General features: G+C 70.4%; 20 protein-coding genes. 8 read left to right on the top strand and 12 right to left on the bottom strand.

Annotation, left to right across the window (positions count from 1 at the left end; translation table 11 throughout):
* Positions 1 to 3: 3 nt before the first annotated feature.
* From WMF45_RS27705 to WMF45_RS27695, 3 genes are all read right to left on the bottom strand, one after another.
* Positions 4 to 813: an ABC transporter permease subunit gene (locus tag WMF45_RS27705; RefSeq protein WP_437707511.1), complete on the bottom strand. Its 810-nt coding sequence runs from the start codon at positions 811 to 813 to the stop codon at positions 4 to 6.
* Positions 810 to 1,853, bottom strand: a complete 1,044-nt coding sequence (locus WMF45_RS27700; RefSeq protein ID WP_437707509.1) for a sulfonate ABC transporter substrate-binding protein — start codon at positions 1,851 to 1,853, stop codon at positions 810 to 812. The genes WMF45_RS27705 and WMF45_RS27700 overlap by 4 nt, the downstream gene beginning before the upstream one ends.
* 175 nt (positions 1,854 to 2,028) lie before the next feature.
* Positions 2,029 to 2,196, bottom strand: coding sequence for a hypothetical protein (locus tag WMF45_RS27695; RefSeq protein WP_437707508.1), 168 nt, complete (start codon positions 2,194 to 2,196; stop codon positions 2,029 to 2,031).
* A 2-nt stretch (positions 2,197 to 2,198) separates the two neighbouring features.
* On the opposite strand from WMF45_RS27695, the gene ssuD reads away from it, so the two are divergent.
* Entirely contained in the window at positions 2,199 to 3,338 is a 1,140-nt protein-coding gene (ssuD, locus tag WMF45_RS27690) for an FMNH2-dependent alkanesulfonate monooxygenase (protein ID WP_437707506.1), read from the top strand.
* A 509-nt stretch (positions 3,339 to 3,847) separates the two neighbouring features.
* Positions 3,848 to 5,422, top strand: coding sequence for a hypothetical protein (locus WMF45_RS27685; protein WP_437707504.1), 1,575 nt, complete (start codon positions 3,848 to 3,850; stop codon positions 5,420 to 5,422).
* A gap of 386 nt (positions 5,423 to 5,808) precedes the next feature.
* Here WMF45_RS27685 and WMF45_RS27680 read toward each other — a convergent pair whose 3' ends face one another.
* Positions 5,809 to 6,051, bottom strand: a complete 243-nt coding sequence (locus WMF45_RS27680; RefSeq protein WP_437707502.1) for an acetyl-CoA carboxylase biotin carboxyl carrier protein subunit — start codon at positions 6,049 to 6,051, stop codon at positions 5,809 to 5,811.
* Between the two features lie 263 nt (positions 6,052 to 6,314).
* On the opposite strand from WMF45_RS27680, the gene WMF45_RS27675 reads away from it, so the two are divergent.
* Positions 6,315 to 7,133 (top strand): TetR/AcrR family transcriptional regulator, encoded by an 819-nt coding sequence (locus WMF45_RS27675; protein ID WP_437707500.1) that lies wholly within the window; start codon positions 6,315 to 6,317, stop codon positions 7,131 to 7,133.
* 332 nt (positions 7,134 to 7,465) lie between these two features.
* On the opposite strand, the gene WMF45_RS27670 is transcribed toward WMF45_RS27675, so the two are convergent.
* From WMF45_RS27670 to WMF45_RS27650, 5 genes are all read right to left on the bottom strand, one after another.
* Complete coding sequence (locus tag WMF45_RS27670; protein ID WP_437719587.1) at positions 7,466 to 9,631, bottom strand: cytochrome-c peroxidase; 2,166 nt, start codon at positions 9,629 to 9,631, stop codon at positions 7,466 to 7,468.
* A 654-nt stretch (positions 9,632 to 10,285) separates the two neighbouring features.
* Positions 10,286 to 11,950: a glycoside hydrolase family 5 protein gene (locus WMF45_RS27665; protein ID WP_437707498.1), complete on the bottom strand. Its 1,665-nt coding sequence runs from the start codon at positions 11,948 to 11,950 to the stop codon at positions 10,286 to 10,288.
* A gap of 269 nt (positions 11,951 to 12,219) precedes the next feature.
* Complete coding sequence (locus WMF45_RS27660; RefSeq protein ID WP_437707496.1) at positions 12,220 to 12,417, bottom strand: hypothetical protein; 198 nt, start codon at positions 12,415 to 12,417, stop codon at positions 12,220 to 12,222.
* Positions 12,414 to 13,388, bottom strand: coding sequence for a GAF domain-containing protein (locus WMF45_RS27655; protein ID WP_437707494.1), 975 nt, complete (start codon positions 13,386 to 13,388; stop codon positions 12,414 to 12,416). Before WMF45_RS27655 ends, WMF45_RS27660 begins: the two co-directional genes overlap by 4 nt.
* A gap of 243 nt (positions 13,389 to 13,631) precedes the next feature.
* Positions 13,632 to 15,365, bottom strand: a complete 1,734-nt coding sequence (locus tag WMF45_RS27650; protein ID WP_437707492.1) for a hypothetical protein — start codon at positions 15,363 to 15,365, stop codon at positions 13,632 to 13,634.
* Positions 15,366 to 15,543: 178 nt separating this feature from the next.
* Between WMF45_RS27650 and WMF45_RS27645 the strand changes: the two genes are divergently transcribed.
* Genes WMF45_RS27645 through WMF45_RS27635 form a run of 3 tightly spaced genes read left to right on the top strand, consistent with a single transcriptional unit; the run spans position 15,544 to position 18,455 of the window.
* Positions 15,544 to 16,137 carry an RNA polymerase sigma factor gene (locus tag WMF45_RS27645; protein ID WP_437707490.1) on the top strand — a complete coding sequence of 198 codons (594 nt, stop codon included), beginning with the start codon at positions 15,544 to 15,546 and terminating at the stop codon, positions 16,135 to 16,137.
* Positions 16,134 to 17,432: a FecR domain-containing protein gene (locus WMF45_RS27640; RefSeq protein ID WP_437707488.1), complete on the top strand. Its 1,299-nt coding sequence runs from the start codon at positions 16,134 to 16,136 to the stop codon at positions 17,430 to 17,432. Before WMF45_RS27645 ends, WMF45_RS27640 begins: the two co-directional genes overlap by 4 nt.
* Before the next feature lie 3 nt (positions 17,433 to 17,435).
* Positions 17,436 to 18,455, top strand: coding sequence for a hypothetical protein (locus WMF45_RS27635; RefSeq protein WP_437707486.1), 1,020 nt, complete (start codon positions 17,436 to 17,438; stop codon positions 18,453 to 18,455).
* 36 nt (positions 18,456 to 18,491) lie between these two features.
* Here the strand turns inward: WMF45_RS27635 and WMF45_RS27630 are convergent, their stop codons facing one another.
* Together WMF45_RS27630 and WMF45_RS27625 are read right to left on the bottom strand one after the other, a co-directional pair.
* Entirely contained in the window at positions 18,492 to 20,042 is a 1,551-nt protein-coding gene (locus tag WMF45_RS27630; RefSeq protein WP_437707485.1) for a pectate lyase family protein, read from the bottom strand.
* 110 nt (positions 20,043 to 20,152) lie between these two features.
* The gene (locus WMF45_RS27625) at positions 20,153 to 21,103 is read right to left on the bottom strand and encodes an STAS domain-containing protein (protein ID WP_437707483.1); all 951 of its coding nucleotides are present in this window, start codon (positions 21,101 to 21,103) and stop codon (positions 20,153 to 20,155) included.
* A gap of 342 nt (positions 21,104 to 21,445) precedes the next feature.
* On the opposite strand from WMF45_RS27625, the gene WMF45_RS27620 reads away from it, so the two are divergent.
* Positions 21,446 to 22,234, top strand: coding sequence for an SDR family NAD(P)-dependent oxidoreductase (locus WMF45_RS27620; protein ID WP_437707481.1), 789 nt, complete (start codon positions 21,446 to 21,448; stop codon positions 22,232 to 22,234).
* Between the two features lie 40 nt (positions 22,235 to 22,274).
* Positions 22,275 to 22,469 (top strand): hypothetical protein, encoded by a 195-nt coding sequence (locus WMF45_RS27615; RefSeq protein ID WP_437707479.1) that lies wholly within the window; start codon positions 22,275 to 22,277, stop codon positions 22,467 to 22,469.
* Between the two features lie 38 nt (positions 22,470 to 22,507).
* Here WMF45_RS27615 and WMF45_RS27610 read toward each other — a convergent pair whose 3' ends face one another.
* Positions 22,508 to 24,070: a DUF1552 domain-containing protein gene (locus WMF45_RS27610; RefSeq protein ID WP_437707477.1), complete on the bottom strand. Its 1,563-nt coding sequence runs from the start codon at positions 24,068 to 24,070 to the stop codon at positions 22,508 to 22,510.
* Positions 24,071 to 24,081: the final 11 nt, after the last annotated feature.

Below are 24,081 nucleotides of genomic sequence, written 5' to 3'. Positions count from 1 at the left end.
CGCTCACCTCGCCTCGAGCCGCTGCAGCGGTGGCTGCCACGGCAGGAGCCGGCGCTCGAGCCACCGCGCCAGGGAGTCGGCCAGCTTGCCGAGCAGGGCCCAGAGCACGATCGTGAGCACCAGGAGATCCATCTGCATGAACTCGCGGGCGTTCATCGCGACATAGCCCAGGCCCTGGCTCGCGCCGAGCGTCTCCGCGACGATGAGCACGAGCCACGAGAGCCCGAGCGCGAAGCGCAGACCCACGAGGATCGAGGGGAGCGCGCCCGGGAAGATGACCTCGCGGTAGAGCGCGAACCCCCGCACGTCATAGACCTGCGCCATCTCGATGAGCTGCGGATCCACGCTGCGCACGCCGTGGAACGTGTTCAGGTAGACGGGGAACAGCACCGTGATCGCGACGATGAAGAGCTTCGCGGTCTCGCCGAGCCCGAACCACAGGATCACGAGCGGCACGAGCGCCAGCGCGGGGATCGCCCGGAGCATCTGCAGCGGCCCGTCGATGACCAGCTGCAGCGGGCGCGAGAGCCCCGTGCCGAGGCCGAGCGCGAGCCCGACGGCCGCGCCGACGACGAGCCCGCCCACCGCCCGCAGCGCGCTCACGCCGAGGTGCGCGGGCAGCTCGCCGCTCCTCGTGGCGCTCGAGGCGGCCACGAGCACCTCGACGGGCGACGGCAGCAGGCTCTTCGGGATGATCTGCAGCCGCGACAGGACCTCCCAGAGGATCACGAGGGCCAGCGGGGCCAGCCAGGGCGCGATGCGCACGCCGAGCCCGCGCACCGCGCGGCCGCCCGGCGCTTCGCCGGCCGTCATCGCGCGCCTCCGATCGCGGCGCCCGGCAGGAGCGCCTCCTCGACGCGGATGTCGCGCGGGATGATCGCGAGCTTGTGGAACGTATCGGCGATGGCCTGCTGCCTTTGCACGATCTCGGGCGTGATCGGCAGGATCTGGAACGCGCGCCGGTGCTCGGACCGCAGGAACGCCTCGTACGAGATCCCCGAAGATTTCGCGAGGATCTGCGAGGCTTCCTCGCGGTGCCCGTCCTCCCAGGCGCTCAGCGCGCGGTACTCGTCGAACACGATCTGCAAGATCGCCGGCTGCTCTTCCGCGAACTCTCGCCGGACGACATAGAAGAGGCGGTTGTCGACGAGCCCCTCGCCGTCCTGGAGGATACGGGCCCCGGCGAGCTCGGCCGCTGCCAGGAAAGGATCCCAGATCACCCAGGCATCGACATTGCCACCCTCGAACGCGGTCCGCGCGTCGGCGGGCGCGAGGAAGACGACCTGGATGTCGTCCAGCGTCAGCCCGGCGCTCTCGAGGGCTCGAACCAGCAGGTAATGCACGTTGGAGCCGCGGTTGAGGGCGACGCGCTTGCCTTTCAAGGCCGCGAGCGTGCGGATCGGAGAGTCCTTCTTGACGACGATCGCCTCGGCCCTGGGCGCCGGCGCGTCGCTGGCGGCATAGACGAAGGGCACGCCGCCCGCCTGCGCGAACACCGGCGGCGTCTCGCCGACGTGGCCGACGTCCACGGCGCCCGCGCGCATCGCCTCGAGCAGCGGAGGACCGGCCTGAAACTCGACCCACTCGGCCCGGGCGTTCCTCGCCTCGAGCGCCTTCGTCAGGGCCTCCGCGCGCTCCTTGAGGAGAAAGGGCGTGCCGATCTTCTGGTACCCCAGCCGGACCACCACCGCCGCCCGCGTGTCCTCGGCCGCCTGCCCGGCGTTCGCCGCCTTCTCGCCCGTGGCGCCCGCCTCGCCGCCGTCGCGGCCGCACCCGAGCAGCAACAAGCTCGAGAGAGCTGCGCAGCCCAGCAGCGCGGAGCGGACCGTCGTGAACGAGATGTACCTGATCATGAGGGCTCCTTCGCCTCCTCTACAACCCACGTCCGCACGTAAGGATGATATGTATGATGTGAAATTGCATTTGTAGCGGATGCGTGGTGTGAACCTCCGTCCAGCAGCCCCTGTGCCAGGTCGAGGCGCGGCGCTCCGCCGGGGAGGACCCGTGGAGGGGCGGTCGATTGCTGCTTCAGCAGCAGTCGATCAGCAGCTTGTGTTGCCGGGGCAGCAGCGGCGTCGCGGCGGCCTGCCCGGCGAGGTTCCTTGGCGCCGCGGGCTCCGGCGCGCAGCGGCGCGCGGTGCGGATCGTGCTCTCGCGCGCCTGACCCGGCGACTCACGGGCGAGGAGCTTCTCCATCGATGAACGTCTTCTGGTTTCTCCCGACGCACGGGGACGGCCGCTACCTTGGCACCGCCGAGGGGGCGCGCCCCGTCACGCTCCCTTATCTTCGTCAGATCGCGCAGGCCGCCGACGACCTCGGCTATCACGGCGTGCTGGTCCCCACCGGACGATCGTGCGACGACGCCTGGGCGGTCGCGTCGGCCATGATCCCGCTGACGCAGCGGCTTCGCTTCCTCGTCGCCGTGCGGCCGGGCGTCGTCTCGCCCACGTGGGCCGCCCGCATGGCGTCCACGGTCGATCGCCTGTCCGACGGCCGCCTGCTCGTCAACGTCGTGACCGGCGGTGATCCGGCGGAGTCCGAGGGGGATGGCGTCTTCCTGAAGCACGACGAGCGCTACGTCGTCACCGACGAGTTCCTCGGCATCTGGCGGCGGGTCATGGCGGGCGAGACGGTCGACTTCACGGGGCAGCAGCTGCGCGTGAAGGGCGCGAAGATCCTGTTTCCGCCGCTCCAGGCGCCGCACCCGCCGCTCTACTTCGGGGGGTCGTCGCCCGCGGCGCACGCGCTCGCGGCGCGCCACGTCGACGTCTACCTGACCTGGGGAGAGCCGCCGGCCGCGGTGGCCGAGAAGATCGCGGACGTGCGCCGCCGCGCGGCCGCGGAGCAGCGCGCGGTGCGCTTCGGGATCCGCCTTCACGTCATCGTCCGCGAGACGGCCGAGGCGGCGTGGGCCGCCGCGAACGACCTGATCCGGCACCTCGACGACAGCACCATCGCCGCGGCGCAGCAGGCCTTCGGGCGCCTCGACTCCGAGGGGCAACGCCGCATGGCGGCGCTTCACAAGGGGCGGCGCGACGCGCTCGAGGTGAGCCCGAACCTCTGGGCCGGCGTCGGGCTCGTGCGCGGCGGGGCCGGGACGGCGCTCGTGGGCGACGCGGAGACGGTCGCGCGCCGCATGAACGAGTACGCGGAGCTCGGGATCGAGACGTTCATCCTGTCGGGGTATCCGCACCTCGAAGAGGCCTATCGGGTCGCCGAGCTGCTCTTCCCGCGGCTCCCCGTCGAGCGGCGAGCCGCAGGCGTCCGCCCGAACCTCACGGGGCCGTTCGGCGAGATCATCGCCAACGACATCGTCCCGCACCGATCGCAGAGCTGAGGCGGCCGACCTCGCTCCGAGGCGTCATTCGAGATCCTCGGGATCGGCGTCGTCGAGGGCGCGCCGCGGCAGATCGAGGTCGCTCATCGCCCTCTCGACGCACGACGCAAAGGCATCGAGGCGGGCCGGGCCCGGGCTCTCGATGACGCGATGCGCGGCCTGGCGGTTCGGGACGGGACCGCGGCGCCCCTGTGCGGTGGACTCGCCCGCGAATCGGCCGGGCCGTCACGATTTCGTGAAGGGCGACGGGGCCTGGCCGCATCCAGTGAGCAGAAGAGGGTTCGATGAACCCGGTCCACGCAGGTCCCGCGGCTGGGGCTTGACGGCCCCGAAGCGTCTGGACCTTCCCCCGGGCCCGCTGCCTTCGAGGACTCGTTCAAGGGCGGCCCGGCCGATCGTCACGTCGTGAGCCCCGAGCCTGCGCGTGGGTTCGAGGTCTGGAGTCCGTGACTCCATGCACGCTCGCGTCCGGCACTGCCACGCGCTTTTTTCGACACCACAGAGGTACAATGCGCAACGTTTCGTTCACCCATCGCAGCGGGTTTCTCATTCTCTGCCTCGCGGTCTCCGCCTGCGGCACTGCGATGGAGGGCGAGGTGGACGAGGTCGAGACGATCTCCGCCGTCCAGCAGCCCGCTGTCATCGGCAATCGCAAGGTCGCGGCGATCTTCATCCGATTCAAGAACAGCCCGGAACCGACCTACACCTCCGATGACGTGCGAGACCGCCTCTTCAGCAACGCGGATTCGACCAACAACTTCTTCATTGAAGCCTCCTACGGGAAGATGAGCCTGACCGGCCACGTCAACCCCAACGGGGACTATTTCGGCTGGTACACGATCAACGCGGAGCCCACGAGCTGCTCGCTGCGACCCGCCTACGCGGCGATGGGCAGGGCGATCGCCGCGACGGTGGCGGGCTACGTGGAGTCCAATTACCAGCACACGATGTACTTTTTCGCCGAGAGGCCGGCGGGTTGTACCGACGGAGCTGCAGCCCTGGGCTCCAGTACCTATTTTTACAGCGCCGCCGACTCTGGCACCTTCGCGCACGAGCTGGGACACAACCTGGGGCTGGGACACTCCGACCTGCTGAATTGCGCCAACGCTGCCGGGAACTGGGCGTCGATGAGCACGAGCTGCGCTCAACCCAACCTGCCTGCGTGCGCGAACAGCGGCGAGCTCAACGCGGGGAGCACGAGCTGTGTGCAAGAGTACGGCGACTCGTTCAGCACGATGGGGGGCCAGTTCCTGCACTACAATGCTCCGGAGAAGGCGCTGCTCGGCTGGTTCGACCCGGAGAACACGGAGACCGTGAGCGCGAGCGGGACCTCCATCGTCAGCGTCGAGCCGATCGAGCTGGCTTCGGACGGCGTGCAGCGGCTCGTCGTCCCCATCCCCGGCGGGGACGAGACGTACCAGGTTGAGTATCGCCAGCCGCTCGGCCTCTTCGACTCCCAGCGGTTCACGGCGGGCTCGCCGGTCGCGAGCGGAATCGTCGTGCACCGGGGCACGCTGGAGGGGACCCCGACGCGCATCGTCAACATGACGCCCTCCGTGCCGATCGACGTAGCTAATTATCCCGCGAACGTCTCGCGCGAGGCGCTCCCCTGGGGTCATACGTTCGTCGATCGCGACGCGGACCTGGCCATCTCGTTGCTCGGGGTCTCGCCGTCCGAGGCGACGGTCAAGGTGACCCGCGGCACGGCGGCCGCGCCGATCCCCGCATGCGCCGACGCGCCCAGCCACTGGTACCTGAAGTGCGGCGCGACCGACACGACCTCGATGAACGCAGCGACCAAGCTCACGGAGGACAACGGCGCCCTCGTGCTCACGTACCAGGTCAGCCAGAGCATCGCGGCCCAGAATGGTGGAGACGTCTGCACGCTCGTCCAGACGCACACCGCCGGGCAGTGGGATCCGTGCGCCCAGTACTGGGTGCCGGCCGGCGGCACGCAGGCGTCGGGCCAAACGAAGACCCTCTCGCCCGACCTCGCAGGGTTCCGCATCACCTACCCTGCGCCCGGGAACTACAAGGCGTCCCTCAGCGCCTCGGGCGCGCTCAGCGTCACGCCCGCTCCCTGATCGCGGGCACCCTCAGCCCGAACCGCCGCGGCCGCTCAGCAGCTCACGCTCTCCGTGACCCCCAACACCGGTCCTTACTGCATGGACAAGGTCCGATTCGAGAGCTGATCCGCGCCGCGCTCTCGTGAACGGGGCGCCCGGCTTTCCTCCTCGTCTTCGCGGGCGGGGGGGTCTATCAAGGGCGTCACCGTGCGTCGCTTCGTCCGCCTCGCGCTGCTGATCCTGGTCACCCTGGCCCTCGCCTGGGGGGGCAGCGGCGCGCTGGTGGCGCGCGGTCTCACCCGCCGCGGGACCCCGCCCTCATCCGAGCCTTCGCCGGCGGGCTGGGAGGCCGTGTCGCTGGCGGCCGAGGACGGCGTGCGCCTCGGGCGGCGGTCGAGATGGGGTCACGCATCGGCCGACACCCCCACGAGCGGCTGGCCCGCGCTGACCCTCTGGCCCGGGCGGCAGCCGATCCAGCCGACGGCCCCGGCCACGTCAGCCACCACGGGGAACTCCATCTTCATCGCCCCGAGCACGGCCAGGCGCTGGCCTTCGGCCACGTCGACCTTCCACACGCACGCGGTGAGCGGCGCCGTCACCGGCAGCACCCGGGGGGATGGCGTCGTCGGCGGCGGCCCTCGCCTCACTTTCGATATACAATCGAAACTATGGGCCGACTATCCGGGGCCAGGATTTACAGGCTGTTTCGTGAGGGTAAAATGCAGGGCGCGCGCGCTTTTTCCCGGAGGTGGTGAATTTTCTTGGTGGCGGTGTGGGTGGTGGATTGGGTGATGAAGAGCGGATGGCGCATGGGGCGAGCGCGGAGCCGATTGACGCGCGGGAGGGCGAGGCGGCATGAGGGCGCGACGGCGATCGCGCGGCCGCGTGATGGCCACCTCGGACGATGACGATGAAGACAGAGATGGCTCCTCCTCCGAAGACCGACGGCAGGCACAGCGCCGAAGGAAGGCAGCCGGCGGAAGGGGGGCGGAACGCCGGAGGCGAGCAGAAGGCCGAGGGGAGCCCGCGCCGCATGGGCCGGCCGCGCAAGGCGCCGCAGCGGAGCGATCTCGCGCCGCGGGAGCAGATTCTGCAGGTGGCGGGCCGGCTGTTCGCCGAGCGGGGGGTGGCCGAGGTGTCGATGCTGGAGGTCGCGCAGGCGGCGGGGCTCCGGCAGTCGTCGCTGTACTACTGGTTCCGGCGCAAGGAGCTCATCGTCGCGGAGATCCTGCAGCAGGTGAACCGGCTGCCGCTGTCGTACGCGCGGAGCCTCGAGGCGACCGGTGAGACGGCGGACGTGCAGCTATGGCGCTTCGTGCGCTTCGACGTGCAGACGGTGTGCGGGTTTCCCCTGGAGATCACGGAGATCCACCGGTTCAGCGAGCGGGATCCGGGGGCGTTCGCGACGTACTGGGCCGAGCGGCGCGCGCTGACCGAGGCCGTGGCCGCGATGGTGGGGCGCGGGATGGGGGAGGGGAGGTTCCGCGAGGTGGACGCCTACCTGTGCGCGCTGACGGTGCTGGCCCAGGACGAGAGCGTGCAGAACTGGTGCCGGCCGGAGGGAGGAGGGCGCGTGCATCCGCTCGCGGCCAGCGATCCGGCGGCGGTGGGCTACGGGCCGGAGCAGATCGCGGAGCTCGTGGCGGATCAGACGGTCGGCGGGCTGCTGGTGCGGCCGTCGAGGCTGGCGGCGCTCCGGAGGAAGGCAGGGGGAGCCGACCGAGGTTGAGGTGAGGGAGCCGACCGAGGTTGAGGAGATTGCCCGGCCCAGGTTGAGGTTGCCCGACCCAGGTTCGTCGACCCGACCCAGGTTGGGGCCGCTGGGGCGACCCGACCCAGGTTGAGGCGACCACCCAGATTGCCCGACCCGGGTTGAGATCGCCGGACCGAGGTTGAGGAGATTGCCCGACCCAGGTTGAGCGGAACCGTCGACCCGACCCAGGTTGGGGCCGCTGGGGCGACCCGACCCAGGTTGAGATTGCCCGACCCAGGTTGAGATTGCCCACCCAGGTTGGGATCGCCGCAGGTAGGGATCGCCGCAGGTTGGGATCGCCGGGGCGCTCAGAGCGGGTTGAAAGGCGTAAGCCCCGGGAGGTCCTTCGGCTTGCGCCCTCCGGCGCCGACCGCCTGGACCTCCTTGATCTTCTCGCGAGCACGCCCCGTGCCGTCATCCACCACGGTCCATTCATTCCAGAAGTGACCGTCGACGACGAACAGCTGCGGGTGATCGAACGGCGCCTCCTCGAACCGGACCCGCTCGTCCGTGAGCGTCGCCAGGAACGCCACGAGCGCCTTCTTCTCCTCTTCCGTCAGCCCGAGCGGCTGAATGTTCGGAGCGAGGTTCGTCCCGTTGGTCCCAAACCCCGTCGTGTCGCCGCCCTCCCGTTCTCGCCGGCCGCCGCCACCGTTGTAAAATTCGACGACTTGCCGCAGCGTCAGCGCGCCTCCGTTGTGGAAATAAGGGCCCGTCAGCTCGATGTTCCGGAGCGTCGGGACCTTGAAGGCGCCGTCGACCGCATCGCGCTCGAGCGGCGCGATCGGCAGCCCTGATTCGACCTCGAACGACGCCGGGTTGATGCCGAATACGTCCGGGGCGCCCTCGCCCGCGGCAAGCAGCTTCCCTTGCCGCGCGAACGAGAACGGATGACCGAAGGGGTCGACCCCTCCGGCGCCGATGTCCTCCTCGGTCGGCCGAACGCCAATGTTGTAGTAGCCCCTGTCGTAGAGCGCGGCGCCGCCGTCCCCGACCCGCATCCGCGAGATCAAACCGCCCACCTGCTCCTCGCGCTGCAGGCGGCTGGCGGCGCTGGTGAACTCGGGACCATGGTGGCAGTTGATGCACCTGCCCTTGCCCTGGAAGATCGCGAGCCCCGCGCGCTCCTCCTCGCTCAGGGCGGCGCTGTCCCCGTCGGCGAAGCGATCGAACCGGCTGTTGTCGGACACGAGCGTGGCCTCGTAGAGCTGGATGGCGAGGCCAAAGAAGAGAGAGAAGTTCGCTTCCACGAGCGACCGATCGCCGACGCGTTGATCCGACCGCCAGTACGCGTCCACGAAGGCCTCTTCGACGAGCTCTCCATAGGACGGAGCGAGCCCTTTTCCGCTCGAATCGCGCAGCTCGCCGAGGATGCTGTCCGTGGGGTCCACGATCTGGCCAGCGAGCGCCCTGCGCGGCAAGAGCTTCGCGGCGACGTCAGCGTACGTCCTCCCCTCACACGACATCTCGAAGGCGTTGATCGGCGGGCCTACGGCCTGAGACGCGAGGCTCGAGTTCTCCAGGTCGACCCTCTCGCGGACCAGGGCGCCGTCGCGCACGGCGTGGACGGCGGCGTCCGGATCTCGCCTGCCGAACGGGTTCACTCCGTTGAAATGGTTGCTCGCGCGTCCGTCCCAGAAGTTGCGGAAGTTGAACACCGCGTTGATGACGGTCGGCGTCTGCCGCGGCTCGACGCGCCGCACGTTCACCCCTTGCACCTGGAAGACGTCCGGCAGCACCGTGCAGTCGTCCCTCTCGCTCTCGGGCACGATGCCGTTGAATCGAGCGTGGAACACCCCCTGCGAAGAGATGACGTCGTCGGCATCCGCGGGGAAGTCGCGGCGGAAAGTCCAGTCGCTCGCCACGAGCGCGTAGTTCGGTCCGCCCTTCGCGTCCGACCTCGTGGCTTCGAACCGCGTGCGCCGCTCGGGATCCTGGTTGTTGAGCCCGGGGTTGATCTGGTTTCTCTTGCGGTGGTCGGCGCCGGCGTGGAAGTGGCACGTCGCGCACGCCACGCCGTCGCTGCCGACCTGCATGTCCCAGAACAGCGCCTTTCCGAGGGCCACGGCCGTCTCCCTGCTCTTGACGTACCGGGACAGGTCGCGCGGCTCCGGGACGGCGACGCCTCGGAGCGAGCCGAGGGACGGCGGCGGAGCGGCTGGGGTGGGCGTCGCGCCGTCGTCCGGCGGATCCGACGGCGGGTCACCGCTCCCGGGCGTGACCGGCGACGAGGACCCGCTGTCCCCGAGCGACGAAGACCCGCCGCCCCCGAGCGACGATGAGCCGCTGCCCCCGAGCGACGAAGACCCGCCGTCCCCGAGCGACGAAGACGGTCCGGGCCTCCCGCATCCCGAGCACGGAGGCTCGCGTCCCTCGGGCCAGCAGCCGGCGGTTGACGATAGACCCATCAGGACGACGAGGATCCACGCCCCGATCTCGCCCGTGCGCGGGTCTCCAGAACGATCTCTAACCATCACGAGGAAGCCTCCTTCGCTGCTGCGCGAGTGAATGACAGGCGGCGCGAGCCAGCGTCCTCGCGGGACTCCGCGGGTCGCCGGCATGTTCGTCCGTCCTGCGATGAGCGGATGTCGCGAGCGCCGACGCTCGACGGGGTTCCGCCCGGCATCGTTCGAGTCTCTTCAAGCCATCCGAACTTCAGAAAGACAGCGCTTGTCCAGGGCGCGCATCGACGTCTCGTCCTGCCTCGTCTCGGCCGGGCGTCTCCTCATGTCGCGAGCGCATCGGCGCGCGCGGGGGATTCGAGGGAGAAGACGACCTCTGTCGAGGACCGGACGAAGTGGGATGAAGGGACAGGACATATCCCTTCCTCTTGCCGTCACCGCGCCGAGCAGGCGCGGCCGTGTGCGTCGCCGAAACCCTGACTCATCCACCGAGTTCGGGCAATGTCGTCGATGAGGAAGCGCGGGAGTGAGCCGATCGAGCGCGGATCGCCTGGTGAACGAGGCGAAGGCGAGAGAGCTAGACTCTGGTCTTCGAGGAGGCCTCGAAGGAACGGAAAGCGCGCCGCGGGAGCTTCGCTGTCCGCGCCCGAGGCGACGTGGCGCCGCGCGACCGACCCGGGCGGAGCGCCCCCGGCCTCGACGGCGCCCCTCGGCGGGCTCCCCGCGTCAAGGCGCCTGGATCTTCTGCTTCACCCAGCGCCCCGACTCGGTCAGCTGGCCATTCGACCACGGGCCGCCGGCGCTCGCGCCGGGCCTGAGCGCGGCGCAGGACTCGTCCTTGTCGACGATCGACCAGTTGAGCCAGCTGATGCTGTTGCTGGCCATGAAGTCGAGCCACCGCTGCGCCTCGCCGAGATCCAGCGCGCCGTTCCCGGTGCTGGCGCAGGTGCCCCACTCGGTGACGAACAGCGCGAGGCCCTTGGCCATCGCGGTCGTCGCCTTGGCGCGCAGCTCATTCTTGTGCGTCGCCGCATAGAAGTGGAGCGTGTAGGCGATGTTGTCGTAGCTCGTGATCGGGTTGTTGGCGGCGACGTCCACGTCCTGCGACCAGTTCGGCGACCCGACGATCACGAGGTTGTCGGAGCCGGCGCCGCGGATCTCCCGGATCACCTCCTCGGCATACGCCTTCACCTGCGCCCAGGTCTCGGTGTCGGGCTCGTTGAACACCTCGAAGATCACGGCGGGCTCATCGCCGTACTCCGTCGCCATCTCCCGGAAGAAGCGCTTCGCGGCCTCCTTGTTCCGGGGCTGGATCGCGTCGTGATCGTGCCAGTCGATGAGCACGTAGATGCCTCTGGCGATGGCGGCGTCGACGATCGCCTTGACCTTCCGCTTCTCCGCGTCCGGGTTGTGGACATAGCCGAGCCCCGATATGCTGGCGGTCATTGCGGCGCGGACGACGGTCGCATCCCAGTCGTTCACGAGCGTGTTGACGGCGGACGCGTTGTAGAACTTCTCGCCCTCCCAGACGCTCCAGAACATGCTCATGCCCTTGAGCTGGAGCTCTTCGCCGTGCTCGTCGACGACGCGGTTGCCCATCACCTTCAGGCGGCCGTGCCGCTCCACCGGCGTCCTCGCGAGGGGGCCCGTGCCGGTCGAGGTGGTCGAGCTCATGCCGCTCGAGGTGGTGGTCACGCTCGACGTCGAGGCATCGCCGCCACCCATGCCGCCGCCGCCGCCGGAGGAGGCCGACGAGGACGCCACGGCCGACGTCGAGGCATCGCCGCCGCCCGCGCCGCCACCGCCGGAGGAGGCCGACGAGGAGGCCACGGTCGATGTCGAGGCATCGCCGCCGCCCGCGCCACCGGCGCTGCTCGAGGAGGCCGACGAGGAAGCGACGGTCGACGTCGACGTGGCGGCCCCGCCCGAGGACGCCGACGAGGAGGCGACGGTCGACGCGTCGTCGCCTCCTGTGCCGCCAGCGCCGCTCGTGCCGCCCGAGGACGCCGACGACGAGGCCACCGTCGAGGCATCGTCACCGCCATTGCCGCCCGAGCCGCCATTGCCGCCCGAGCCGCCGATGCCGCCTGAGCCGCCGATGCCGTCCGAGCCGCCATTGCCGCCCGAGCCGCCGATGCCGCCCGAGCCGCCGATGCCGCCATTGCCGCCCGAGCCGCCATTGCCGCCCGAGGAGGTCGACGCCGTCGCATCGACGCCGCCGCCGGAGGAGGCTGACGCTGGCGCCACGGTCGATGCGTCGCCGCCCCCTGATGCCGAGTCTTCCGACGGGCTTCCGCACGCGAGCAGCACCATCGCCGGCAAGGCGAGCTGCAGAAGGCCGCGCGTCCACTTCGGCCCGGTGAACAGTCCAGGGGTCAAGTCATGGCTCATCGTAATTCTCCAAGGAAGGCGCCTCGCACGGCGCGCCCGGACTCAACCGCGGGCGTCAAGCAAGGACATCGGCAAAGAAGGCAACCCGCTGCATAGCAGGCCCGGCGCGACGGGTGAAGGTGAAAGTGGGAGAACCGCCGAGCCCTGCACGCCTGCACGCGCAATCCACACGATTCGCGATCCGCGCGATCCCTCGCGGGATCACCCTGCATTCCGCTCGTGGCCGTCTCTCTCGGAGCCTGCCGGCGCGAGGGGCCGACGGCCCCTCCCTACGCGCGGCGGACGATGTCTTGCAGCGCGCTCTCCAGTCGGCGCTCGATGGCGGGGTCGTCGAGCGCCGGCGTGATCTCCTCGGGCACGACGCGCGCGCGCATGATGACACGCGCATAGATGAACGCGTCGCGCGCGTTCGGAGGGTCCTTGTCGCCAAGACAGGAGCGGAGCAGCTGGTAAGCTCGGCCTTTCACAACGCCTCCGCTGTCCGCGCGCGCTCGACGGTGGTGATGACCCGGCGCACCGCGGCGGTCGCTGTCTCGTGCGCCGCGAACGCGTCCCGCACGACGTGCGCTGCCCTCGCGGCGGCGCCCTCGTCGAGCGTGCCTCCGAGCACGCTCTCGGCGAGCCGGACGAGCGGGCTGATCTCGACCATGTCCCGCGTGAGGGACCGCGTCGCCTGGGCGAGCTCGGACGCCGCCTCGGCCGGAGCGGAGCGCGAGAGGGCCATGGCGTCGTCGGCCAGCTCGGCCGCGATCGCGAACATGTCCCGGTAGCAGTCGACCGCCGCGCGGAGATCGTCCGGGCTCGGCGCGAGCAGCGGCGCCTCCGGCAGCGTCGCCGCCGCGCGCTGCGCCTCGGCGATCACGGGAGCGATGGCCATGAGCGCGCGCTCCAGCGCACGCGCGGTCTGCCCGAACCGGGCGAGGCGCTCCCTCGCGGTGCGGCTCGGCGGCGGCGTGTCGCTCTCCAGCGCCTCGAGCCGCGCGCCGGCCTCGGCGGCGAGCCGATGGAGGCCCTCGACGACGCCTGGCTCGAAGGTGCGCGGGACGAGGTCGATCACGCAGAGCGAACCGACCACATGACGGCGCACCCGCACCGGCACACCCGCGTACGCGCGGATGCCATAACGCTCCACCAGCTCCCTGGGCACGCGCTCGTCGTGCACGGCGTCCTCGACCACGAGCGGCGCCTCGTGGCGCACCACGAGCTGGCAGAACGAGCTGCTCCGTGAGGTCGCGCAGCTGACGCCCAGCTCGGGCGGCAGGCCGCGGTGCGCGCGGAACAGCTGGATGTGTCGGACCACCAGGCTCACGAGCGCCATCGGCGCCCGGGCGAGCTCGGCCGCCCGCTCGACGCAGGCGTCCAGGATGGCGTCCGCGTCGTCGCGCAGCAGCACGTGGTGCAGCTCGGCGAGGCGCGCGGGATCGTTCAAATCGGCCATGGGGGTGTTCTTGCCGGGGCGACAGGGCGGGCTCAACCGCGAGCGCCGCGGTGCCTGCGCCCGGCCCACGACCTTACCGCAACCCGGCGCCTCGAGCTGCCCCCGCGGGCGCTTCATCGGCTCCGCGCTTGAGGGGACACGATCCCACCGATGTCCACACTGCAGGCCGGCGGCTTCGCTGGCCCGCCCTGGCGCAGATCACGCTCGATCCTCTGTCGGGTTTTTCTCCCGCCTTCACGCCGACTACTCGCGTGCGAGCGGCAGCGCCCAGGGCCCTCCGGCCCCGGCGCGAGAGATCACCTGGAGCAACGCTTCATTCGCCCGCTCGGGCGCGTAGTCGTAGGGGGGCGTGAAGACGTCATCGGCTGGCTCCCCGTCCCCGCCCAGGTGAACGCCGCTCTCGTCGCGGTAGACGTTCGAGCCAGGGGCGGCCAGGAGGAGTCCCCGGCCCGTCGCATCGCTGCAGTCCGAGCGCCGCGTCGCCGCGTCGGCGTTCTCGAACACGCTCGCCTCGAGCAGCACCTGCCCCTCACAGGCGGCGCCGACCGCCCAGTCCGAGATGTTCGAGAACACATTGTTGAAGAGGTGGGCGCGCGCTCGCGACCCGGTGGCGAGGGGGGCGCGCGTCCTCACTTCATCGAAGCGACAGTGGTGCATCGTCACCTCGGCGTCGGTGATCGTGCAGGCCCAGCGCTCGCGGCCGCCGCACTCGGCCTCGTTGCTGCCGTCGAAGTGGCCGTAGGAGAAGGTGACCCCGCTCGTGCCCGCGTGGACGTCGGCGAAGGCGTCGCTGATCCGCTGGACGGTCGTGTGATCGATCCAGACCCTGGAGGCTTGCGTCAGCGTGAACGCATCGCCCGCTTCGTGCACGTTCGAGTTCAGATCGTAGAGGGCGAGGTTGCGGAGGATCACGTTCTCGCTCTCGTTGAGATCCATGTTCACGCCCGGCAGCGCCGCGCCGCGCCCGAGCCCGACGAGGGTCTTGTTGGAACCGAACTGGAGGACACGATGGTTACGCGTCGCCCCGACGAGCGGACGCTCACAGGTCGCGTCCCCGGTGAGGACCTGATAGAACGTCTTCTCGGGCTCCCCCGAGCAGGTGCTTGGACAGACCTCGATGTCCTGGACCTCCGAGCCTGTGCGGCGGAAGTCGTGCAGGCCTTCAGCGAGCAAGATCACCGCCGGCTCGTCCGAGCGGGCGAGCGCCTCGAGCTCGGTCCAGCTCGAGACAAGCACGGGCGTCGCCCCCGCGCCCCCCGTGGTGCCCTCGCCAAAGCCGATCGCCTCGACCCGCATCACCTTGCGGAGGGCGATGGGCCCCCGCGCCCCCGGCGCGGGCCCGATCCAGCGAGCCTCCGTGCTCGCGGGGAAGGCCGCCTCGGGATCGCAGCCCGGCAGATCTCCAGCGCTCCCCAGCTCGCGCGCCGCCGTCCAGCCGCTGTCGTCGTAGCCGGGCGCGGTCCAGTCTCCTTCCGGCGCGGTGCTCAGCTTCCAGTCGCTGCCGCTCCCATGGCTGCGCTCGAGCTCGTCGAGGTGGACGAGCGCCGCGGGGGTCCCCGCTGCGGCGTGAACGCTCACGGCGATCACGTTTTCTCCCGGCAACAAGGAGAGGGGCACGAAGATCGGAGCGCGCGCCGACTCGCTCGCGGCGATGAGAGCCCCGTTGACGTGGACGCGGAAGGTATCGCGCGCCGTGATCGAGAGACCGGGGCCCTCGAGCGCGCCATAGCTCGCGCTGACGAGCGGCGAACTCGCGAGCTCCTCTCCCTCTCCGAAGGCGGCCCCCGGAGGCAGCTCCGCCGCGGGCGGCTCACCGTCGCAGGCGAGCTCCGGGAGGGCAGGAGAGCTGCCGCCGACACCCGCGTTCCCCGGGGGTCGGGTGGCCGTCTGGAGGAGCTGATCCTCACAGGAGAGCCCCCAGGCCAAGGCCGGGAGCGCGGCGACCCCGAGGAGCCAGGTGGGGCAGGAGAGGCGCATTGCGAACAGGGCAAAGCTGCGGGGCGACGCGCGGGAGCGCAACCCAAATGCTCCGAGTCGCCTGCTCCGATCCAGCGCCCTGGCGGCGGGCGAATTTTTCTGGAGGCTCGGGATGCCCCCAAGTAACTAGGAGAGAGTGGCTCAACCCACGCGCTCCGCCCCGCCGCCCGGACCCACCTTGGCCCGCTTTCCCGCCGACAGGCGGTCGGACGCGAGCTTGGTCGCCGGCGCCGCCGCTGGAGAGCGGGAGGCCCTCGCCGTCATCTGGGACAGGTACTCGGGTCTCGTGCGAGGTGTGCTGTATGGCGCCCTCGGTCCCGATACGAGCCTCGAAGATCTGGTCCAGGAGGTCTTCCTGGGCCTGATCCAGGGGGCGGCGCGCATCCAGGACGGGGGGGCCCTTCGTGGCTATCTTGCGTCCGTGGCGGCGCGGCAGGCAGCGCTCGAGATCCGGAAGCGCAAGATACGCCGCTGGGTGGGCCTTTCCCCGAGCGGCGAGCTCCCCGAGCGCGCCCTCGAGCGCGTCGACTTCGAGCATCGCGAGGTGCTCAGCGCCCTCCACCGTGTGCTCGACAGGCTGAGCACGCGCCGGCGCATGGCCTTCGTGCTGCGCCACGTGCAAGGCCTCGAGATGCTCGAGACGGCCGCGGCGCTCGGCGTGTCCGAGTCGACGGTGCGCCGTGAGCTCGAGAGCGCGCGCGCGTTCTTGCTCAAGGCGCGCGAGCCAGCCCTCCAGGAGTTCCTGTCCCGGTGTGAAGGACTTTGGCCATGAGCGAACCCGAACGACAGCTCGATCCCGTCGCGGCCCTCCTGCAGAGAGCCGCTCAGCTGAGCGAGCCGGAGCGCCGCGAGGCGCGCGCCGCCTTCCTGCGCCGCGTCGACGAGGAGCAGGCGCGCGCGAGCAAGGCGCGGGTGGTCGTTCGCTGGGTGGCTCCGCTCGCGCTCGCCGCGAGCGTGCTGATGGTCGTTCTCTTCTTCTGGCGAACGGAGCGAGATCTCGATTACGTCGTCGAGGGCGCGGTGAACGAGAGCGGCTATGTGCGCGTACCCGTCGATCACCCGGCCGCCATCACCTTCTCCGATCAGACGCGGATCCGGGCCGCGGCGGGGGCGCGGCTCCGTATCGACGAGACCAGGAACGAGCGCGGCGCCCGCATCTCGATCGAACGCGGCCGGGTCGAAGCCGAGGTCACGCACACCGGGCACAGCGAGTGGCGCTTCGTCGCGGGTCCCTTCGTGGTCCGCGTGGTGGGCACGCGCTTCGAGCTCCTCTGGGACGCTGACCGCGAGCGGCTCGAGGTGATCCTGCGCGAGGGGGCGGTCGAGGTGGAGGGCTACGCCGGCTCCGGCGCCGTGAGCGTGCGCGCGGGGCAGCGCTTCGTGGGGGACGCTCAGGCGAGGACCCTGCACGTCAGCGACACGACGGCGCAAGGCCCCGACACGGCGACGCAAGGCCCCGACACGGCGGCGCAAGGCCCGGAGCCAGCGCCTCCCGCGGCGCAGGGACAGCTCGCCGAGGTCGCTGCACCGCCGCCGGAGCCCGCTGCTCCCCCGGCGCCGAGCTCCGCTGAAACCCCGGCGCCCCTGGTCGCCCCGCCGAGCACCAGACCGCCCTGGAGCAAGCTCGTTTCCCAGGGCGAGTTCCGGCGCGTCGTCCAGGAGGCCGCGGCGCGGGGCACGCAGAGCTGTCTCACCTCCTGTGATGCCGCCGATCTGAACGCCCTGGCCGACGCCGCTCGCTACGTGGGGCAGAACGAGCTCGCCGAGCAGGCCCTGCTCGCCCTCCGCGCGCGCTATGCATCGACCGCGGGGAGCCGCGCGGCCTTCTTGCTCGGGCGCCTTCACGAGAGCCGCGGCGCCGCCGCGCGCGCCAGGACCTGGTACGAGACGGCCCTTCGCGAGGCGCCGGGCGGCGCCTTTGCCGCCGAAGCGCTCGCGGGAAAGATGCGCGCGGTCCAGGGCCTCGAAGGACCGGCCGCCGCGCGCGTGGTGGCGCAAGAGTACCTGCGCCTCTATCCGAGCGGGGTCCACGCCAAGACGGCTCGACAGCTCGCCGCTCAGCCCTGATCCATGGTCCGGCGGGCGCGAACGCTCCTCGTCCTGCTCCTGCTGCTCGTCTGCCCTCGACCGGCGTGGGCGCAGCGCGTGCTCGTCGTCCGACCGGATCCGCGCGACGCCACGCTCTTCGAGGCCTTCGGGCGGCTCTCTGCCGAGCTGGAGCTGCAGTCCTTCGAGGTCATCGTGCTCGGGAGCGCCGCGCGCTCGCCCGGGGCCGAGGAGCTCGAGCACGAGGCGCAGGAGAGCGAGGCCTTCGCGGCTGTTGCGCTGCGGCGCGACGGAAGCGGCACGGCCGCCGAGGTGTGCATCGTGGATCGCGTGACCGGCAAGACGACCACGCGAAAGCTCCTCATCGATCCCTCCAGCGATGGCCCGATGCTCCTCGCCGTGCGCGCGGTCGATCTGCTGCGCGCAAGCCTCCTCGAGCTGGGCCCGGGCCAGGCTCCCGCGCGGGATGTGCTCGGCGTCGAGGCCCAGCCGCCCGCCCCCGAGGTGCTCCGCTTCTCCCGGGAGCCGCCCCGCTTTCACGTGCGCGCGGGAGGCCTCGTCCTCTTCACGCCGTCGGTGGGCGGCGGCGTCGGCGCGCAGATCGGGGCGCACACCCGCCTCGACGAGCGCTTCCGCCTCGGCCTGCTCCTCGGCGGTCCCCTCTTCGGCGCCGAGTTCCGTGCAGCAGGCGGCGCCGCCCAGGTGCGCCAGGAGCTCGCGCTCCTCCGGGCCAGCTGGAACCTCGGGCAAGCGGCTGCCGGTCGTCACTGGGAATGGGGGCCGCTCCTTGGCGTCGGCGCCTACCACCTCCAGGCCACCGGCCATGTCGCGCCGCCGCTCGTGGGGCGCAGCCAGGAGTTCTTCAGCTTCGCCGCGGACGCGGGGCTGAGCGTCCAGTACTTCTTTCATCCGAGCGTGGGCCTCGGTCTCGAGCTCACCTGTCTCACGCTCCTGCCGCGCCCCGTCATCGCCGTCGATGAGGAGCGCACCGCTCCGCTCATCGCTCAAGCCCTGGGCACGCTCAGCCTGGGGGTCTCCTTCTGAGGGAGCATGGCGAGGCGCGCGCGCGTCCTCGATGCGTCACGGGACGAGGGAGTTGATGTACTCCTCGAGGTTCGTCCAGCCGTCGCCGTTGCGGTCGCCATTGCGATCCTCCGGGTCGTGAGGATCGAGCGAGGCGGAGGCCTCCCACGCATCGGGCATCCCGTCCTGATCCGTGTCCGTGGGCGCAGCGCCCCCCGGGATGTCTCCAACGGTGTTGGGGAGGCCGAGGCTCTTCTCGTCGCTGATCGTGGCGCCCTTGGTGCCGAGGGACGCGAGCTCTTTCATCAAGAAGTCGTCGACCGGATCACGCCAGCGAGACGCCCCGGCGTGCTTCATCACGTGATCGAAGGCGTCCTTTGCGCTCATCGCGGGCACGTCGGGAACCGCGACGCTCGGCGCCGCCTCCCAGGTCACCGAGCCGAAGTCCCCCTGGCCGAGCAGGCGGCCGTTCAGGACACCGTCCTTGTTGCTGTCATACCAGTTGTCGACGGCATGGAGGTGGTACTCGGGCGTGGGGCTGTCCAGGGTGCCGCCGTTCGTCTCCGGGCCGGGGATCAGGGTATTGCCGACCATCACCCCGTCCGAGCGCCCGCTCGTGTCGCCCAGGATGTACCCCGAGGTGACCCAGTTGTAGACGACGTTGTTGACGAACTGCAGCGTCCCGCGGGCCTTGGGGTTACGGGAATTGTTGTCGATGTACAAGGACCGGATGATCGACGTGCCGGTCGTGTTGACGATGCCGCCTGTGCTGTGGGTCTGGAGCCCCTGTGCGACGATCGAATCTTGAAGCGTGATGTTGTAGAGCTCCGCCCCGCTCTCCCGGTTCAGATCGAAGGTGCCGTCGCGCCCCCAGCTCAGCGAGCAATGGTCCCAGATCACGTCATGCCCGCTGGCCATGGTGATGGTGTCCTTGCCCGAGTCGCCGATCTTGCCCATGCGAAACCGCACGTAGCGAACGATCGTGTTCGACGCGCCGGAGAAGGAGGTGCCGTTCCCGTAGAGGGTGATGCCGCCGCCCGGCGCGGTTTGCCCGGCGATCGTCTGGTTATTCTTGAACACCAGGCGAGCGTCGAGCTTGATGACGCCGCCGACGTCGAAGACCACGGTGCGATTCGGCTGGCTGATGGCATCCCGCAGGGAGCCGGGCCCCGCATCGTTCAGGTTGGTGACATGGTAGACGTCGCCGCCGCGCGCGCCGGTGGCCATCCGCCCGAATCCCTCGGCGCCGGGGAAGGCCCCGAGCGCGACGGCGCCCGACCCGCCCGTCCCGGCGCCGCCGCCCACACCCGGGCTCGGCGCGCCGCCGCCCGCGCCCGGGCTCGGCGCGCCGCCGGCCCCTCCAGCTCCCGTCGTCGCCCCGGAGGCGGCGTCGCTGCCCGAGGCCTCTCCGCCCGGCGTCGCTCCGCCCGCGCCAGCAGGCTCCGTCGAGGGAGCTCCGCCGCTCCCGGAGCCGTCGTGCGGTGTCCCGGAACAGGCCCACGCGGCCGCGCCCAGAGCAAGAAGTGACAGCCAAGAGAGGCTCGCCCGGCCTGGCGGGCATCGCGCCCAGGTCTTCATGCGCCCGGAGTTGATCCAGCCCCTGCTCACCTTTCAGAAATCGTCACCCGCGGCGCGGGGCGGCGTGCTGGGTCGCACGTGACGCCGCGAAGGTCCTGGCCGTGTTGCCACCGGACTCAGCGGAGGCGGGCGCGCCGAGCTCAACGCGCCTGGCCCAACGCAAACGCGATGCCGCTCTGGAGCGAGCCCATCGTGACGATGCTGCCCAGATCGACGCCGAGCGCCACGAGGATCTGCGCGACCTCCGGGCGGATGCCGGTGAGGACCATCTGCGCGCCGAGCAGGCGTACGGCCTTGGCCGTCCGGATGAGCGCGTCGGCGACCTGTGAGTCCACGTTCGATACGCCCGTGATGTCGAGGATCACCACCCTGGACTGCTCGGCGCTGACGCCCTGGAGCAGCCCCTCGAGGACCGCCGCGGCGCGGCTCGAGTCCATCGCGCCGATGAGCGGCATGAGGACGGCCCGATCGCCGATGCGGAGCAGGGGGGTCGACAGCTCGCGGAGGGTAGCGGCCTGGACCCGGATCATCTCGTCCTTCAGGCGGACGCGCTCCTCCTCGGCGCGCTTGCGCTCGGTGAGGTCGGCCGTCACGGTGGCCAGCGCCATGGGCTCCCCTGTCTCCGGGTCCCTGATCAGGAAGGAGTTGTAAAGGACCGGAACCGCAGCCCCGGTCTTGAAGTGCCGGAACCTGAACTCCCCGACCCAGCGGCCGTGCTCCATCGTCGCGGGCATGATGTGCTGCTCGATGTAAGGGAGGTCGTCGGGGAAGAAGAAGCTGCCAATCGTCACGCGCGGCAGCTCGCTCGCCTCGAGGCCGACGAGCTGCATCCCGGCCTCGTTGAGGTACTGGGCGACGCCGTCCATCGAGGCGATGCCGATGAAATCCGAGCTGTTCTCCGCCACGGCGGCGAGCCGCTTCTGCGCCGCCTCGATCGTGATGAGCTGCGCCACGCGCTCGTGCAGCGCCTGGATCTCCCGCCTGTGCTCGGCCAGCTCGCGCTCGCGCTGGGCCTGCTCCTGCTCCAGGCGGACGACGCGCTCCCGCAGCGCCGAGGCGTCGCCCGGATCGAGTCGGCCATCCATGCTCATGGAGCTCCCCTCATGCTGGCTTGTTCTCGCACGCTCGCCCCTGCGCGGCGCACAGCATCACAAGACGTGTTCCTGCGAGCCGCCGTGTCCCAGAGGCGCGATGAACTATAAGCGAGAGAACGGTCCTCGATCTACTGGAAAGCCAGGCAGGACGTCCTCATCGCGGTCGTAGGCTCGCCTACACAACACCGTCGTCTTCCTTGTTGAGTCTCCGCGATGAGCCCACAGCAAGCCAGGAGAACTCATCCGCAGCCCCGGAGATGCGGTGCAGGTCCTGCCCGCCGTACGGTGTTTGGTGACCGGACGGCCCGGTCTACCTTGGAGAGGATGGTAGGGGACACCATGGGCACACTGAGCACTTCCAGACGAATCCTGGTCACCGGCGCGTCGCGCGGGATCGGGCGCGCGGCCGCGCTCGCGCTCGGCAGGCAGGGACACACGGTGGTGCTCGCTGCGCGCGACGAGCATGCGTTGAGGTCGCTCGCCCGCGAGATCGCTGACGCCGGCGGGCGGGCCGAGGTCGTCCCGATGGATGTCACGGACGACGGGAGCGTCGAGCGCGGGATCGCGCGGCTCCTCGAGGCGGGGCCGTGCGACGTCGTGATCAACAACGCAGGTTCCTGCGACCAGACGGATTTCATGGCGCAGGACATGAGCACGCGACGCGCCGAGATGGATCTCAATTACTGGGGTCCGATGCGGGTGACGCGCGCGCTGCTGCCGTCGATGCTGGCGCGCCGCGCGGGCGTCATCGTGAACGTCTCGTCGTTGCTCGGGGTCATCGCCTCACCGACGGCGGCCAATTACTCGGCGACGAAGGCGGCGCTCGGCGCGTGGTCGCATGCGCTCCGAGGCGAGGTGGGCCGCTTCGGCGTCAAGGTCGTCGTGTTCGTGGCGCCCCACACCGACACGGCGTGTGGCCGCGCCACCCGCTTCGACGGCGTGGTGAGCTTGCCTGTCGACTACACGGCGAAGGAGCTGCTCCGCGCCGTCGATCGGGCGCCCCGGCAATTCGCGGGGAGCCCCGTCTATCGGCTTCTCTTGCGGCTCGCCGGGCTCTTTCCGGCCTTCCTCGAGGCGCGGGTCGCTGCGTCGGCGCGGGCTCATCTGCTGCCTGGCTATGGGCCGTAGGAGCGAGCCCGGAGGATCTGCGGTCCGAGAGTGATCTTACGTGATCGAGCGCAAGCGCGGGATGCCGGTGCGCATCGGGGGCGGCGCGGTGGGCGTGCAGCTCCAGAAGGCGGCGAGCGCCGTGCAGGCGCTCGCGCAGAAGGGCGACGTGCTCGGCGTCGAGGGGGCGTATGTGACGGTGGCGGGGGACGGGGCGGAGATCCTCGCGATGTTCGCGAGGGGAGCGCGGCTCTAGCCAGCTCGACGGTCAGCGACGCGATCCTGCGGGCTCGGCTACCGCAGGATCTCCTCGAGGAGCGCGTTCTTCACGCCCCGGCGATCCTCGCCGAACGACGAGACGCCCAGGCCGTAGTACTGGTTCATGATGGTGAACCACAGATCGCGGAGCTGGCGATCGTTGCCGAGGGCGTCGTAGGCGACGTGCGCGTCGTTCAAGAAGACGCCGTCGCCGCCGAGGAGCACGATGGGCAGGTCGTACCCGTCGTGGTCGTGCGAGCGCATCTCGCTCATGTGCACCATGACGCAGTGATCGAGCACCGTGCCGTCGCCCTCGGGGATCGCGTCGAGCCGCTGCGCGAGCTGCGCGCTCTTCTGGTTGAGCCAGCAGTTGATCGCCGCGTAGTCGAGGTTGCTCTGCGCGAGGATCTTGTACTGGCCGTTCTGGGTCGCGCGGTCGAGGTTGCCGGCGGCGTGCTGGGAGGAGTGGTAGTGCAGGCTGGCCTCTCTCCTGTACGCGAGTCCCACCTTGGCGCGGACGTCCTCCGGGATGCACCGGTACTCGAACTCGGAGCGCATGTCGTCGTGCATGTGGGTGATCACGCGCGTCACGTCGCATTGAATGGCCATGACGATGAGGTCGATCATGACCTTCGCGTGATCTTCGTGCTTGTACGGGCCGGCTCCCGTGTTGTCGTTCTCGTTGAGCCCCTCCGCCTGGCCCGGCGGCTCGGGGACCACGCCGGGCTGGCTGATCGGGGTGCAGCCCAGGCCCGTCTGCGGGGTCATCGTCGACTGGACGCGGGTCGCGTTCTTCTCGATCTCGCGCAGCGAGTCCAGGTATTGCTGGACGATCTTGCGATCGTCGGAGCCGACCCGGTTCATGAGCGAGTTCGCGTCCGCAAGCACGCCGTCGATGACGCTCTTCTCCATCGCCGCGCGGCGCTCCGCCTCGATCCTGGCCTGCTCGTCGCTCTGCCCTGGCATGGACCCCGCCGCGCCCGCGCCGACGAGCGCGTCGAACACCGCCTTCGGGTTGACCGAGCGCTTCAGCGGCTCGCGCTGGCTCTTCCAGGAGAGGACCTGGTTGTAGGCGTAGCTGCGCTGGTCGAAGAAGCCGGGCTTGACGCCGAGCCCCGTCTGCAGCGACGGGATGCGGGTCGCCTGCTCCGGGCCTGCCTTCTGGACGATGAGCTGGTCGACCGAGACGCCGTTGCCCACCCACTCGCCGAGGTCCTGCCGCGCGTCCCTCCCCAGCTGATCGGCGTCCACGCAGGTCGAGAGCGCCGCGCCGAGGCGCGAGTGGGAAGGCTCGATGTAGGGGTGCTTCTCCGTGCTCCACGTGTAGTTGCCGAGGCGGCTTATCATGAGCATCTTCGACTTCACCGGCGCGAAGTGCTCGAGCACCCTCGGCAGCTTGAAATCGGCGCCCTTCAGCGTCTTTCCGAACGCCGGGGCCGTCTCCCACCAGTGATGGGGCGCCCCGTTCGGGAAGGTACAGAGCACGAAGCGCTTCGGGGTGCCAGGCTCCCCGCCGCGCGCGGTGCGCGGCGCGAGGCTCTCGAGGAACGGCAGCGCCAGGCAGACGCCCGCGCCGCGCAACAGATTTCTGCGTGTCATCAAGCGTTTCA

This window comes from Sorangium sp. So ce448 (assembly GCF_051520915.1).
GTDB lineage: Bacteria > Myxococcota_A > Polyangia > Polyangiales > Polyangiaceae > Sorangium > Sorangium cellulosum_B.
This window is presented reverse-complemented; position numbering and strand designations above follow the sequence as displayed.